Source organism: Micromonospora sp. NPDC127501, from assembly GCF_040302185.1.
Taxonomy (GTDB): Bacteria; Actinomycetota; Actinomycetes; order Mycobacteriales; family Micromonosporaceae; genus Micromonospora.
This window is the reverse complement of the sequence record NZ_JBEORJ010000013.1, coordinates 5,081-19,186: the sequence shown is the minus strand read 5'-3', so window position 1 is coordinate 19,186 and position 14,106 is coordinate 5,081. Positions and strand designations below refer to the sequence as shown.

Sequence of the window (14,106 nt, the reverse complement as noted above, 5' to 3'; positions counted from 1 at the left end):
CCTATGCGGTGCGGCGATCCACCTCGCTCGCGGTGCCCCGGGGAACGTCCGCGACGTGCACACCGAGGAACCCGGCGACCGCGGCCGGCCAGCCGAACTCCTCGGCCCGCGCACGGGCGGCCCGCCGCCGCTGCGCCTCCGGCCGGGCCGCCAGGCGGGTCACCGCCGCCGCCATCGACACCCCCGAGCCGTACGCCGCGAGCCCGGCCTCGCCGACCACCTCGGGGAGAGCGCTGGCCGCGTTGACCACCACCGGAGTGCCGCAGGCCAGCGCCTCCAGGCCGGCGAGACCGAAGGTCTCCACCGGGCCCGGCGCCAGCACCACGTCCGCGCTGGCCAGCAACGCGGCCACCGTGGCGCGGTCCGGCAGGAAGCCGGTGAACGTGACCGGCAGCCCTGCCGCCCGCCGGGCCAGCGCGCCGCGTAGTGGGCCGTCGCCGACCATCACCAGCACCGCCGGCACGCCGTTCCGGCGCAGCTCGGCGAGGGTCTGCACGGCCAGCTCCGGCCGCTTCTCCGTTGACAGCCGGGCGCAGTGCACCAACAGCACCTCGCTGGAGTCGGCGTACCGCTCGCGCACCAGTGGGTCGGCCCGGTGCGGGGAGAAGGTGTCCAGGTCCACCCCGAGCGGCACCAGACCCAGGTTGTCGACGCCGATCCGGTCGAACTCCTCGGCAGCCCATCGGGTCGTGCAGACGATCCGGTCGTACGCCCGGCTGGTCGCCCGGTTGAGCCGGTCGGCGATGGGCCGGCGCAGCGCGTCCGGCACACCCCACTGGCCGAGCAGCCCGGTCAGCGACTCGTGCGACACCATCACCGACGGCACTCCGTGCGCCCGCGCCCACCGGCCCGTCCAGCGCAGCGACGACCGGTCGGAGACCTCCAACCGGTCGGGCGCCAGGTCGGTGAGGAGCCGGGCCAACCGGCGTCGCCCGGCCAGCAGCCGGTAGCCACCGCTGCCCGGCAGCCGCGGCCCGGGCAGGGTGACCACCCGCCCCCACGGGTACGTCTCGTCGGCGGCCCGCTGACCGGGTATCACCAGCACCGGATCGTGCCCGGCCGCCCGGTAGCCCGCGCCGAGATGCCGCAGCGCGGTACGCAGGCCGCCGGAGCGTTCCGTGACGAAGTTGGCGACCCGCACGATCCGCAGCCCGCGGGCGGCGACGGTCACGAGACGGCCGGCAGGCCGACGGTGGCGGCGACGGCGCGTACCGCCTGGTAATGCCCGATCAGCTCGTCGCCGACAGCCGCCCAGCTACGGCGACGGACCGCGACCCGGGCGGCCAGCCCGTAGGCCCGCCGCCGGTCGGCGTCGCCCGCCAGCTCGGCCACCGCCGCGGCGAGCGCGTCGCCGTCGTTCGGCGGCACCAGCAGCCCGGTCACGCCGTGGTCGACGAGGTCGACCGGGCCGCCGCTCGCCGGCGCCACGACCGGCACCCCCGAGGCCAGCGCCTCCTGGATGGTCTGGCCGAAGGTCTCGTGCGGTCCGGTGTGCACGAACAGGTCCAGGCTGGCGTAGAGCCGCGCCAGGTCCTCGCCCTGCTGCACGCCCAGGAAGGTCACCCCGGGCAGCTCCCGCGCCAACTGGCGGTGGATCGGGCCGTCGCCGGCCACCACCACCCGTACGCCGGGCAGTCGGGACGTCGCCGCCAGCAACTCCACCCGTTTCTCCGGGGCGAGCCGACCGACGTAGCCGACCAGCAGCTCACCGCCGGGCGCCAGCCGGTCCCGCAGCGCCGCACACCGCTTTGCCGGATCGAAGCGAACGGCGTCCACACCGCGCCGCCACAGCCAGATCCGCTGCACCCCGTTCGCGATCAGGTCGGCGGCGGCCCGGGTGGAGGGGGCGAGGGTCCGCTGCGCCGAATTGTGGATCTCGCGGATCCGGCGCCACGCCGCCGCCTCGCCCCAACTGACCCGGTACGCCCTGGCGTACGCCGCCACATCGGTCTGGTAGACCGCCACCGTGGGCAGCCCGTGCCGGCTGGCCAGCATGGCCGCCCGGGCGCCCAGGACGAACGGGCTGGCCAGGTGGACCACGTCCGGCTCGGCCGACAGCAGCGCCCCGGTCAGTCGGGCGGTGGTCGGCACACCCAGCCGGAAGCCCTGGTAGCGGGGCAGCGGCACGCTCGGAATGCGCACCACCGGGTACGGCAGCCGGTCGATGCCCTGGCGACCGGCGGCCGGCGGGGCGGGCGCGATGACCACCGGCTCATGGCCCTGGTCGAGCAGGTGCTCCGCCGTCCGCACCACAGAGTGCGCGACGCCGTTCACATCCGGTGGGAACGACTCGGTCACGATGGCGATCCGCATGCCCACACCGTGCGGGTACCACCGGTGCACCAGACGACCGCCTGCTGACCGGCCGGCGAACAGTACGGCACAACACCGCGGCCCGGCCTCGCGAACCGGGCGTGCTGCGTCAGACGTCGTAGCTGGCGCCGGGCCGAACCACCTCGAGCGGCCCGGCGTACGCGGAAGCGGCCGACTCCAACGTGTGCGCCTCGCTGCCCCAGGCCGGCACCAGGTGGGTGAGCAGCAGCCGACCCACCGCGGCCTTGGTCGCCGCCTCGCCGGCCTCCCGACCGGTCAGGTGCAGATCCGGCGGGTTGTCCATGCCGTCGAGGTAACTGGCCTCGCAGAGGAACACGTCGGCGTTCTGGGCCAGCCGCAGCAGCGCCTCGCAGGGCGCGGTGTCCGACGAGTAGCACAGCGAACGGCCCTCGTGCTCCAGCCGCACACCGTACGTCTCGACGGGGTGGTTGACCCGGTCGACGGTGACGGCGAACGGGCCGATCGGGAAGGTGCCCGGCTGGAGTGCGTAGAACTGGTAGACGTCCTCCACCGAACCGTCGTCGCCGTACGCGGCGCTGAGCCGGTCCGGCGCGCCGGCGGGCGCGTACACCGGCAGCGCCGGGTAGGGGCCGTCCGGGGCGTACCGGCGGACCACCACGTACAGCACGGCGTCGAACATGTGGTCACAGTGCAGGTGGGTCAGCAGGATGGCGTCCGGGGCGTGCAACCCCGCGTACCGCTGGAGGCTGGACAGCGACCCTGAGCCGAAGTCGACCAGGAGCCGGAAGCCGTCGGCCTCGACGAGATAGGCCGAGCAGGGCGACTCGGGGCCAGGGAAACTGCCGGCGCTTCCCAGAACGGTCAGTCGCATCGAGTGGTCTCGCTGTCACTATCAGTAGCACCCGCGCCGGCGACGGTCCCGGCCATGATCTCTACCGACGCGTACGCCACGCTGCGCAGCCTACGCTGGCGCACCCGGCAGCAAGAATCATCCAACGGAAGTTGTCACGAACGTGACACCCGCTCGCGGTACGTCGGGAAGCGCACGGGCCGTCGACGAATGTCGACGGCCCGTAACCGGCAGACCAGATCGGTCAGGCCCAGAGCTGCCCGTCCAGGGCGTCCTCGGCGTCGGCGAGGGTGCCGCCGTACGCGCCGGTGGACAGGTACTTCCATCCGCCGTCGCAGACCACGAAGGCCACGTCGGCCCGGCGGCCGTCGCGCACCGCCTCGTGCGCCACCGCCAGCGCGGCGTGCAGGATCGCACCGGTGGAGAACCCGGCGAAGATGCCCTCCACGTCCACGAGCTGGCGGGTACGCAACACCGCGTCCCGGGTGCCCACAGAGAACCGCCGGGAGAGCACCGAGGCGTCGTAGAGCTCCGGAACGTACCCCTCGTCGATGTTGCGCAGGCCGTAGACCAACTCGCCGTAGCGCGGCTCGGCGGCCACGATCTGGATGCCATCGACCTTTTCCCGCAGGTAACGCCCGGTGCCCATCAGGGTGCCGGTGGTGCCCAGCCCGGCCACGAAGTGCGTGATGCTGGGCAGGTCGTGCAGCAGCTCCGGCCCGGTCGTCTCGTAGTGCGCCCGCGCGTTCGCCTCGTTGCCGTACTGGTAGAGCATCACCCAGTCGGGGTGCTCGACGGCGATCTGCTTCGCCGTGGCGACCGCCTGGTTGGAACCACCCGCCGCCGGCGAGAAGATGATCTCGGCCCCGTACATCCGGAGCAGTTGCACCCGCTCGGTGGAGACGTTCTCCGGCATCACGCAGACCAGCCGGTAGCCGCGCAGCTTCGCCACCATCGCCAACGAGATGCCGGTGTTGCCACTCGTCGGTTCGAGGATGGTGTCACCCGTGCGGAGCCGACCAGCCTCCTCCGCCGCCCGGACCATGAACAGCGCCGCGCGGTCCTTGATGCTGCCGGTGGGGTTGCGGTCCTCCAGCTTGGCCCAGAGCCGCACCGGAGGGGCCCCGTCGGGCACCGTCGGGGAGAGTCGGGGCAGGCCGACCAGCGGCGTACCCCCGCAGGCGTCGAGCAGGCTGTCGTACCGCGCCATGGCGGCCGACCTCAGCGAGCCGCGACGGCGTCGCGGGCCACCGCGGCGGCGGCACTCTGCGAGCTGATGCTGTGCGAGCTGATTGCCGCTGCCGCCGCGAAGCCGAATGCGCCGCCCGCCACCGCCGGCAGGATGGTGACGCTGTCGCCGTCGGAGAGCTTCGCGTCGAGCGCGCCCAGGAACCGCACGTCCTCGTCGTTGACGTAGACGTTGACGAAACGGTGCAGCGTGCCCGCGTCGGTGATCAGCCGGCCGCGCAGACCGCCGTGCCGGGAATCCAGGTCGGTGAGCAGGTCGGCGAGCGTGTCGCCGGTGCCGTCGACGACCTTGGCGCCGCCGGTGTAGCTGCGCAGGATGGTGGGGATGCGAACCTCAATAGCCATGATGGGGAACTCCTCGATCGGGTGTGCCTACGGTGACGGGACGAGACGGCTGCGGCGCTGACAGGTCAGCGGCCGGAACACTCGTAATCGACCGTCGCCGGGCTCTGCCCGAACATGTAGGACTGGACGGCGTGCGGGTCGACACCGGCCTCCACGACACGGACCGGCTCCTCGGTGACCACGCCGTCGACGATCCGGAACGACCGGATCTCCTCCGAGTCGGGCTCACGGGTCGACACGAGCAGGTAGTGCGCCCCCGGCTCACCGGCGAAGGAGACGTCCGTCCGCGACGGGTACGCCTCGGTGGCGGTGTGCGAGTGGTAGATGACGACGGGCTCCTCGTCCCGGTCGTCCATCTCCCGCCACACGCGCAGGTGCTCCATCGAGTCGAACTCGTAGAAGGTCATCGACCGCGCGGCATTGTCCATCGGGATGTGCCGGGTCGGGGTGTCGCTGCCGACGGGACCGGCGACCACGCCGCACGCCTCGTCAGGGTGATCCCGGCGCGCGTGGGCGACGATCGCGTCAATGATCGACCGGTCGATGCTCAGCACGTGCACCAGCCTAACGCCTGCCGGGCACGGGCCGAAGTGGTGCCGGTCACCCCTAGTCGATCAAGGCGTTGAGCAGCGACTCCTGTAGATATCCGAGATAGGCGTAGACCGAAAGCTGGAACACCCGGCTGGAACCTGGGTCCTCAGCGACCGCGTCGTCCAACTCCTCGCCCAGATCCGTGCCGTCCTTGATCTCCAGGCGGACGCCCATCGCGAGCCGGGCGTCGTTCAGTGCCCGCAACCACGCCTCGGCCGCCTCGGCGTCCAGCCGCACCTCGCCACCGGCGTCGTCCGGCAACGCGGCCAGGATCGCCCCCGCCTGATCGATCTTCGCGGTCTTCAGGTCGCCCTCGGTGTAGCGGCGAAACTCGGCGGTGCCCGGAGCGTCCTGTGGGTAGACCGCCGGAAAGAGCCGACCGACCACCGGGTCGGTGTGGTCGAAGCCATCGGTGAGCAGACCCACCACCTCGGAGGCGACCTTGCGCAGCACCCGCACCTCGTCGACGGCGAAGACGGCGACGTAGTGGCCGGCCTGGCGATGGAACATGCTCATGATCTGTCCACCGTCGCCCACAGCCCGTACGCGTGCAGCTGCGACGCGTCGTGCTCCATCCGTTCGCGGGCACCGGTGGAGACCACGGCACGGCCCTTGTGGTGCACGTCCAGCATCAGCTGTTCGGCCCTCTCCCGGCTGTAGCCGAAAAGCTTCTGGAAGACCCAGGTCACGTACGTCATCAGATTGACCGGGTCGTCCCACACGATCGTCACCCACTGCCGGTCGGACGCCGGCACCTCGTCAGTGTCCGGCGTCTCGACCGGTGCAACCTGCGGAGCCGCCATGCCCCCCATCGTGCCACCGGTTTCCCGGAACCGAGGAACCGGAACGCCGGCCCGGCGCGGATCACCCACCCCGGGCCCTCCCGACCCGCCCCGGACGCCATCGGAGGTGGGGTCCGGCCCGGACCCGGACCAACCGGTGGGCGCGCCGTCAGGCGAGCAGAATGCCGTGATCGACTGCATCGGAGAGCACCACGCCCAGCGAGAGGCGGATCACCTCGAACCGTCGGGAGATCTCCCTGGACAACCCCAACTCGACCTCGCGCACCGCCCGTTGGGACCAGGCCCGCGCCGCGCTCTGGTCGCCGTTGCCGGGCGTACGCCACTGCTGCCAGCACCCACCGGAGAGCGCCACCGCAATGGGCGGGAGCACCTCGTCCCGGGACGCCGCCGGATAGCTGGCGGCGGCGTCGATCGCCTCCAGGCCGGTCAACTCGGCCACGCCGGCCGTGCTGGTGATCAACAACACCTTGTCCAGTTCGTGGCCGGGCCGGTGATCGGCCAGGCCGTACTGCACCGCGGCGGCGATCCGGCGGCGCACGCCTTCGGCCGGCGGCGCGCCGAGCACCTGGGACGCGACGTCGGTCATGATGCCGCGCACCGCCTGATCGCACTGCGCGGTGGCCAACAACGACAACGCCGACATCTCCCGGTCGAGGAGATCCGGTAGGCCGGCACAGCCGACTCCGAACACGATCTCCTGAACGGCCCGGAGGTGGATGTTCGCCAACTCCAGGGCGAGGTGCTGGCGGATCCGCTGAGCACACGAGCGGGCGTGGCGGTCGAGCCGCTCGGACCAGTCACCCGGATTGGCGGCCACGGCGACGCGGCCCTGCTGGCCCGGCAGGATCGGTGGGTCGACGCTGGCCCGCTGCAACCCCTCACGCGACGCCCAACCCACCAGCGCCCGCCGCAGGTCGGCGGCGGTGTCGGCCCCGTCGACCGGGAACCACCGCGCCCCGGCCAGCGCCGGCACCGCGGCCAGGAGTGCCGCCCGATGTGCCTCCACCGTCACCGCGACCGCGTCCACCTCGGTCTCCGCACCACCGACCGGCGGGACGGACGCCCCCGCGCCCTCCGTAGTCGCCGTGCCGTCGGCCAACGGAGCCCACCCCGCCGCGCCGGGGGTGACCGCGAAGACGACCTCCACCGAGGTCGGGGCGACTTCGGCGAGCAGGTTCAACTCGGCGGCGGTGAAGGCCTGGTCGGCGGCGATCACGAAGAGCAGCGCGCCGGCTCGGCCCGCCGCTTCGAGCAGCACCCGGGTGCCGGACACGCCGAGGGTGGCGGTGTCCGGAACGTCGACCAGGGTGAAGTGCCGCAGCAGCGGCTGGGGCACGCTCAGCTCGACCCGCCGGGGCGGGCGGGCCAACGCCGGGCCGGCGGCGTCCCGGTCCGCGCCGTACGAGTGCGGCTGGCGGTAACCGGGCACGAACGCCGCACGGGTGGGCACCTTGGCGTCGCGCACCACCAACCAGCTGCCCGCCGGGACGGTGAGCATGACCGGGTCGAGCCCGAGCAGGGTGGCGAGCACGGCACGCCGCTCGGCACCGGCCGGGCCGACGGCGACCACACCGAGCGGCTCGTCCGGGGCGGCGGCGGACACGCCCACCCGGGTGGGGAGAGGGCCGCAGATGGGTACGTCGGTTGGGCCGGCCATGTCGTCCGGCGAATCGACCGAGGGGAGAGGGCCCTGCTTCATCAGGTGCCTCCCGTTGCAGGTGACCGGACGTCCGGTCGCGAAAATTCCGGTGCGTCAACCCGGATGTCGGAAGACTACGGGCGGGCTGACGACCGGGCGGAACACCTCGAATACTCACCGGTAATTGTGCGAATACTCAACTTCGCACCGTGACGGTGCGGGCGCGGACGGATTCCGGTCGATATGCTGCGCGAATGAGTCGATGGGAGTTCGTCGGCCGCACGGGTGAGCTGAACCGCCTGCTGGAGGCGGTGACCGGTGAAGCCGGCCGCGGGCTCTTCTTCAGCGGCAGCGCTGGCATCGGCAAGAGTCGCCTGCTGCGCGAGGGCGTGGGCGCGTTGCCCACCGACCGGTTCGCGATCTGGTCCATCGCCGCCAGCGCCACCACCGCGGCGCTGCCGTTCGGCGGGCTGGTCCAGGTCCTCCCCGCCGAGCAGCCCCAGGGCCTCTCCCCCGCCGGCATCCTGCGCTGGGCCCTCAACGTGCTGCAACAGCAGGCGGCCGGCCGACGGATCGTGCTCGCCATCGACGACGCCCACCTGCTCGATCCCCCCTCGGCCGCACTTGTGCATCTGGTCGCCCGCGCCGAGAACGCCACAGTGGTCGGCACCCTGCGCGACGGCGAGCAGATCCCGCTGCCGATCCGCGCACTCTGGACCGACGACCTGGTCGAGCACGTCGAGCTGACCCCGATGCCGCAGGAGGAGACCACCGACCTGCTGGCGGCGATCCTGGGCGGCCCGGTCGACGCCGGCTCCGCCGACCGGCTCGGCCGGCTGTCGGCCGGCAACCCGCTGCTGCTGCGCGAGCTGGTGCACGCCGCCAACGGCAGCGCCGAGTTGAAGCGCACGTACGGGATCTGGAAGTGGACCGGGCGACTGGAACTGGCGCCCAACCTGACCGACCTCATCGACACCCGGGTCGGCAAGCTCACCGACGGCGTCCGCGCGGTCGTCGAGCTGGTCGCGTTCGGCGAACCACTGGGCCTGCACCTCCTGAGGCAGGCCGCCGAGCAGTCGGACGTGGAGATCGCCGAGGAACGCGGGCTGATCACCGTCATCCAGCACGACCGGCGCACCAACGTCCGGCTGGCGCACCCGCTCTACGGCGAGGTGATGCGCCGCCGCTGCCCGGTCAGCCGCACCCGCCGGCTCCAGGCACACCTCGCCGAGCTGCTCGAGCAGGTCGGCAAACGACGACGCGACGACCTGTTGCGGGTGGCCGTCTGGCGACTCGACTCGGGCACCGCACAGGATCCGGCCCTGCTGCTGGACGCAGCTGTGCAGGCGTTCACCCGCTACGACGTGCCGCTGGCGACCCGCCTGGCGCGGGCCGCGCTGAACGCCGACGGCGGCTACGACGCGGCGGAGCTGCTGGCCACCATCCTGATGTTCGCCGACCGGCCCGACGAGGCCATCGACGTCCTCGACGCGGTCACCCCCGAGCCCGGCGACGAGCGGCGGCTCTGCCGCTGGCTGACCGTACGCGGCATGGTCAGCTACTGGGGGCTGAGCCAGGAGTCCACGGTGGAGGAGATCGCTAGCCGGGTCGAGCAGCTCAGCGACTCCGCCGACCGGTCCCGGGTGCACGCCTTCGAGGCGATCATGCGTCTGCACCGACTGGACACGACCACCGCGGTACAGCTCAGCCGACGGGTGCTGGACCGGCCTGCGGCCGGCGTCGCCGCCCGCGAGCTGGCCCGTTCCACCATCGCGTACGTCCAGGCCGCGCAGGGCGAGCTGACCCGCAGCGGTACGGCCATCGCCCAGGTGCACTCGGCCGCGGCGAGCTGGCGCACCGACATGCCGTACCTCCAGTTGGCCCTGGAACTGGCCCGAGGCACCCGGCTCATGCTCACCGGCGACCTGACCGGGATCGACGCGATCGTGGCCGACGAGTTCGCCGACCTCGCCGGAGCCGGCGACTTTCGCCTCGGCACCGGCTACCTGGCCATCCTCCAGGCGTACGCGGCCCGGCTGCGCGGGCAGAGCGACGCGGCCATGCGTACCTCCCTGGGTGCCTGCGCGGTGCTGGCCACGAGTCGGGTCTACGCCGGTCTGGCCCAGGCCGAACGCGCCCAGGCGGCGGCGCTGCGCGGTGACGCCACGCAGGCGGTTGCGGCGATGGCCGAAGCCGACCGCACCCACGCGCCGGGCATGGCGGTGCTCTACCCGTGGCTGGAGCAGGCCCGGGGCGCGTCACTCGCCGCCTCGGGCGACCTGCCCGGCGCGATCAAACATCTCGGTGACCTGGTGGATCGACTGCGCTCGGACGGCTTCGCCGGGCACGAGGTGCATGTCCTGCACGACCTCGTCCGACTCGACCAGGCGGGCATGGCGGTCGGCCCCACCTGCTCCGACGGTGGTCGGCGCACCGTCGCGCAGCGCCTCGCCGAGCTCTCCGAGCGGGTCGACGGGGTGCTCCCGCCGCTGCTGGCCCGGCACGCCCGCGCCGCGGTGACCGACTCCCCCACCGGTCTGCTCGCGGTCGCCGACGACTATGCCGCCCTGGAGTTGACCGTGTACGCCGCCGAGGCCACCTCCCAGGCCGTCCAGCGGCTGCGCCGGCAGCACTCGGCTGCCGCCAACGACGCCCGGGAGCGCCTCGCCGGGTTGCTCGGGCGCTGTGACCTGATCCGGACGCCGGCGCTCCAGGCCGGCGCGCCCGTGCTCACCGAGCGGGAGTGGCAGGTGGCGCGCCTCGCGGCGCACGGCGCTCCCAGCCGGGCCATCGCCGAGCGGCTCTACCTCTCGGCGCGCACTGTGGAGAACCACCTCCAGCGGATCTACGCCAAGCTCGGCGTCACCGGTCGGGCCGAGCTGTGGGCGGCGTTGCGCTCGATCCCGGGCCACGACGGCGGCGACCCGAGCTGAACCTTAGGCTGGGGCGGTGAGCATCCACCGCCCCGCGCTCCTGACCGACCACTACGAGCTGACCATGGTCAGCGCGGCACTGAAGGACGGCACCGCCGACCGCCGCTGTGTCTTCGAGGTGTTCAGCCGCCGGCTGCCCAGCGGCCGCCGGTACGGCGTGGTCGCCGGGACGGCCCGGCTGATCGAGCTGATCCGCGACTTCCGGTTCGACCCCACCGAGGTCGAGTTCCTGCTGCGGACCGGGGTGGTCGACGAGGCGGCGGCGGCGTGGCTCACCGACTACCGCTTCACCGGCGACATCGACGGGTACGCCGAGGGTGAGCTGTTCTTCCCCGGTTCACCGATCCTCACCGTCTCCGGCGGCTTCGCCGAATGTGTGGTGCTGGAGACGCTGGCGCTGTCCGTGCTCAACCACGATTGCGCGGTGGCCGCCGCGGCGGCCCGGATGGTGACCGCGGCGCGGGGCCGGACGCTGATCGAGATGGGGTCGCGTCGGGCACACGAGGAGGCGGCGGTGGCCGCGGCGCGGGCCGCGTACCTGGCCGGGTTCCGGTTCACGTCCAACCTCGCCGCCGGCGCGCGCTACGGCATCCCCACGGCGGGCACGGCGGCGCACGCGTTCACCCTGCTGCACGACGACGAGCGGGCGGCGTTCGCCTCGCAGGTCGCCACGCTGGGCAAGGACACCACGCTGCTGGTCGACACGTACGACATCAGCCAGGGCATCCGCAACGCCATCGCGGTGGCCGGGCCGGACCTGCGGGCGGTACGGATCGACTCCGGCGACCTCGCGGTGATCGCTCAGCAGTCCCGGGAGTTGCTCGACTCGCTGGGCGCCACCGAGACCAAGATCATTGTTTCCGGTGACCTGGACGAGTACGCGATCGCCGCCCTGGCCGCCGAACCGGTGGACATGTACGGCGCCGGCACGGCGGTGGTCACCGGCTCCGGCGCACCGACCGCCGGGCTGGTCTACAAACTGGTCGAGGTCGAGGGACGGCCGGTGGTGAAGCGCTCCGAGCACAAGGCCACCATCGGCGGCCGGAAGGTCGCGGTCCGCCGGCACAAGCCGACCGGCACCGCCACCGAGGAGGTCATCGTCCCGCAGGGCGTTCCCGACCGGCAGCCCAACGACCGTCTGCTCCAGCAGTCGTACGTGGTCGCCGGTGAGTCGGTGGCGCTGCCCACCCTCGACGAGTCACGGGAGCACCTGCGGGAGTGTCTGATCTCCATCCCGTGGGAAGGGCTGAAGCTCTCGGCCGGCGATCCGGCCGTGCCGGTCACCGTCGTACCCGCTGGCTGAGTCATCCACCGAGCGCCGCCGACCGACCGTGCGGAGAGAGGAAACCCCCCGATGGCCAACGCGCTGATCATCGTGGACGTGCAGAACGACTTCTGCGAGGGCGGCTCGCTGGCCGTCGCCGGCGGCGCGGGCGTGGCCGCCGGGATCTCCCGGTTGCTCGCCGCCGAGCCGGACCGGTGGACGCACGTGGTCGCCACCAAGGACTACCACGTCGACCCGGGTGCCCACTTCGGCGATCCGCCGGACTTCGTGGAGTCCTGGCCCCGGCACTGTGTGGTCGGCACCAGCGGTTCGGAGTTCCACCCGGAACTGGACACCGCCCGGATCGAGGCGATCTTCCACAAGGGCGAGCACGCGGCGGCGTACTCCGGTTTCGAGGGGCATGCCGACGACGGCGAGTGCCTGGCCGACTGGCTGCGCCGGCGCGACGTGGACCGGGTCGACGTGGTCGGCATCGCCACCGACCACTGCGTCCGGGCGACCGCGCTCGACGCCGCCCGGGAGGGTTTCGCCACCACCGTGCTGCTGGAGTTGACCGCCGCCGTCGCCCCGGCGACCACCGACGTGGCCCTGCGCGCGATGGAGGGCGCCGGGGTGATCATGCACGGCCAGCCTGTGATCAGGGCCGCATGAGGCGCTAATTGGTTGGCCAAGGGGCCGCCGCCGGTCGAGGATGTCGCCGGAGGTACGGACCCACGTGAACATGAAACCTTACCGGCGGGCGCTCGCCCTGCCCGGCCTGCGGTCGCTGCTACTGGTTGCCGTCCTCGCCCGCATCCCGCTCACCGCGACCGGGGTGACGCTGACCTTCCACGTGGTGCTCGATCTTGATCGGGGCTACGGGGCGGCCGGCCTGGTGGGTGCGGCGGTCACCGTGGGCGCGGCGATCGGTGGGCCGCTGCTCGGCCGACTCGTGGACCGTCGTGGACTGCGCCCGGTCCTGGTGCTCACCGCCATCGCTGAGGCGATCTTCTGGTCCACCGCGCCGTCGCTGACATACCCGGTGCTCCTGCCGGCCGCCTTCGTGGCCGGCTCCCTGGCCCTGCCCATCTTCTCCGTGGTCCGTCAGTCGATCGCCGCGCTGGTCCCCGAGGATCAACGCCGCCCGGCCTACGCACTGGACTCGATGTCGGTGGAGCTGTCCTTCATGATCGGCCCGGCGTTGGCGGTGGCCCTGGTCACCGCGATCTCCGCGCAGACCACCATGTATCTGGTCGGTGGCGGCATCGTCGCCGCCGGGATCGCCCTGTGGGTGGTCAACCCACCGATCCGGGAGGCCACCGAGCCCACCGGCCCCCAACGCCGGGTGCCGCGCCGGGAGTGGCTGACCCCCCGACTGCTCGCCGTCCTGGCGCTCAGCGCCGCCGCGACCCTGGTGCTCGGGGGGACCGACGTGGCGGTGGTCGCCGTCCTGCGGGCCAGCGGCGAGGTCGAATGGACCGGCGCGGTCCTGGCCATCTGGGCGGTCGCCTCGCTGGCCGGCGGTTTCGCGTACGGGGCCGTGCACCGCTCGTTCTCCCCGCTGGCGCTGACCGCCGCACTGGCCCTGTGCACCATTCCGGTGGGGCTCGGCGGTGCGCACTGGTGGCTGCTGTGCCTGGCGCTGATCCCCGCCGGCGCGCTCTGCGCGCCGACCATCGCGGCCGGCTCGGACGCGGTCAGCCGCCTGGTCCCGGCCGAGGTACGCGGCGAGGCGATGGGTCTGCACGGTTCCGCGGTCACCGTCGGCATCGCGGTCGGCGCACCGCTCGCCGGCGCGGTGATCGACGCCAGCGCGCCACTCTGGGGCTTCGTGGTGACCGGTGCGCTCGGCGCGCTGGTCACCCTGGTGGTGCTCCCGATCGAGCTGCGCCGCCGCCGCATCGCCGAAGCGGCCACCCCGCCGTCCGCCGAGGCCGACCTCGCCCCCGCCGCCCACTGAGCACCTCGCCGTCGCAGCGAACCTGAAGGTCGGCGTCCTCGCCGATCCCTCGCCGCGCTGAATCGCGCTGCCTGGGAGGCACCGCACCGCACCGCACCGCACCGCACCGCACCGCACCGCACCGCACCGCACCGCACCGCACCGCACCGCACCGCACCGCACCGCACCGCACCGCACC

At 72.8% G+C, this 14,106-nt stretch carries 13 protein-coding genes; 4 read left to right on the top strand and 9 right to left on the bottom strand.

Features of this window, described 5'->3' with window-relative positions; all coding sequences use genetic code 11:
- Nucleotide 1 precedes the first annotated feature (1 nt).
- The 9 genes from ABTW72_RS26050 to ABTW72_RS26010 form a co-directional block, all read right to left on the bottom strand.
- Nucleotides 2-1,171: a glycosyltransferase gene (locus tag ABTW72_RS26050; protein WP_350862736.1), complete on the bottom strand. Its 1,170-nt coding sequence runs from the start codon at nucleotides 1,169-1,171 to the stop codon at nucleotides 2-4.
- Nucleotides 1,168-2,313 (bottom strand): glycosyltransferase family 4 protein, encoded by a 1,146-nt coding sequence (locus ABTW72_RS26045; RefSeq protein ID WP_350862733.1) that lies wholly within the window; start codon nucleotides 2,311-2,313, stop codon nucleotides 1,168-1,170. The genes ABTW72_RS26050 and ABTW72_RS26045 overlap by 4 nt, the downstream gene beginning before the upstream one ends.
- 109 nt (nucleotides 2,314-2,422) lie before the next feature.
- Nucleotides 2,423-3,166: an MBL fold metallo-hydrolase gene (locus ABTW72_RS26040; protein WP_350862731.1), complete on the bottom strand. Its 744-nt coding sequence runs from the start codon at nucleotides 3,164-3,166 to the stop codon at nucleotides 2,423-2,425.
- Nucleotides 3,167-3,389: 223 nt separating this feature from the next.
- Nucleotides 3,390-4,355, bottom strand: a complete 966-nt coding sequence (locus ABTW72_RS26035) for a PLP-dependent cysteine synthase family protein (RefSeq protein WP_350862729.1) — start codon at nucleotides 4,353-4,355, stop codon at nucleotides 3,390-3,392.
- A gap of 11 nt (nucleotides 4,356-4,366) precedes the next feature.
- A complete protein-coding gene (locus tag ABTW72_RS26030; protein ID WP_112698734.1) occupies nucleotides 4,367-4,738 on the bottom strand; it encodes a MoaD/ThiS family protein in 372 nt (123 codons plus the stop codon).
- A gap of 65 nt (nucleotides 4,739-4,803) precedes the next feature.
- Nucleotides 4,804-5,292: a M67 family metallopeptidase gene (locus tag ABTW72_RS26025; RefSeq protein WP_030487200.1), complete on the bottom strand. Its 489-nt coding sequence runs from the start codon at nucleotides 5,290-5,292 to the stop codon at nucleotides 4,804-4,806.
- A 52-nt stretch (nucleotides 5,293-5,344) separates the two neighbouring features.
- A complete protein-coding gene (locus ABTW72_RS26020) occupies nucleotides 5,345-5,845 on the bottom strand; it encodes a DUF2017 domain-containing protein (RefSeq protein WP_091393575.1) in 501 nt (166 codons plus the stop codon).
- Complete coding sequence (gene clpS, locus ABTW72_RS26015) at nucleotides 5,842-6,132, bottom strand: ATP-dependent Clp protease adapter ClpS (RefSeq protein WP_088946433.1); 291 nt, start codon at nucleotides 6,130-6,132, stop codon at nucleotides 5,842-5,844. Before clpS ends, ABTW72_RS26020 begins: the two co-directional genes overlap by 4 nt.
- Before the next feature lie 148 nt (nucleotides 6,133-6,280).
- On the bottom strand, nucleotides 6,281-7,831 hold the full coding sequence (locus tag ABTW72_RS26010) for a P-loop NTPase family protein (protein WP_350862724.1): 1,551 nt from the start codon (nucleotides 7,829-7,831) through the stop codon (nucleotides 6,281-6,283).
- A gap of 194 nt (nucleotides 7,832-8,025) precedes the next feature.
- Between ABTW72_RS26010 and ABTW72_RS26005 the strand changes: the two genes are divergently transcribed.
- The 4 genes from ABTW72_RS26005 to ABTW72_RS25990 are packed head-to-tail and all read left to right on the top strand — an operon-like array spanning nucleotide 8,026 to nucleotide 13,928.
- Nucleotides 8,026-10,704 carry a LuxR C-terminal-related transcriptional regulator gene (locus ABTW72_RS26005; protein ID WP_350862721.1) on the top strand — a complete coding sequence of 893 codons (2,679 nt, stop codon included), beginning with the start codon at nucleotides 8,026-8,028 and terminating at the stop codon, nucleotides 10,702-10,704.
- A 16-nt stretch (nucleotides 10,705-10,720) separates the two neighbouring features.
- Nucleotides 10,721-12,007, top strand: a complete 1,287-nt coding sequence (locus tag ABTW72_RS26000; RefSeq protein WP_350862718.1) for a nicotinate phosphoribosyltransferase — start codon at nucleotides 10,721-10,723, stop codon at nucleotides 12,005-12,007.
- Nucleotides 12,008-12,058: 51 nt separating this feature from the next.
- Complete coding sequence (locus tag ABTW72_RS25995; RefSeq protein ID WP_350862716.1) at nucleotides 12,059-12,640, top strand: isochorismatase family protein; 582 nt, start codon at nucleotides 12,059-12,061, stop codon at nucleotides 12,638-12,640.
- Between the two features lie 40 nt (nucleotides 12,641-12,680).
- The gene (locus ABTW72_RS25990; RefSeq protein WP_350862713.1) at nucleotides 12,681-13,928 is read left to right on the top strand and encodes an MFS transporter; all 1,248 of its coding nucleotides are present in this window, start codon (nucleotides 12,681-12,683) and stop codon (nucleotides 13,926-13,928) included.
- Nucleotides 13,929-14,106 lie beyond the last annotated feature (178 nt).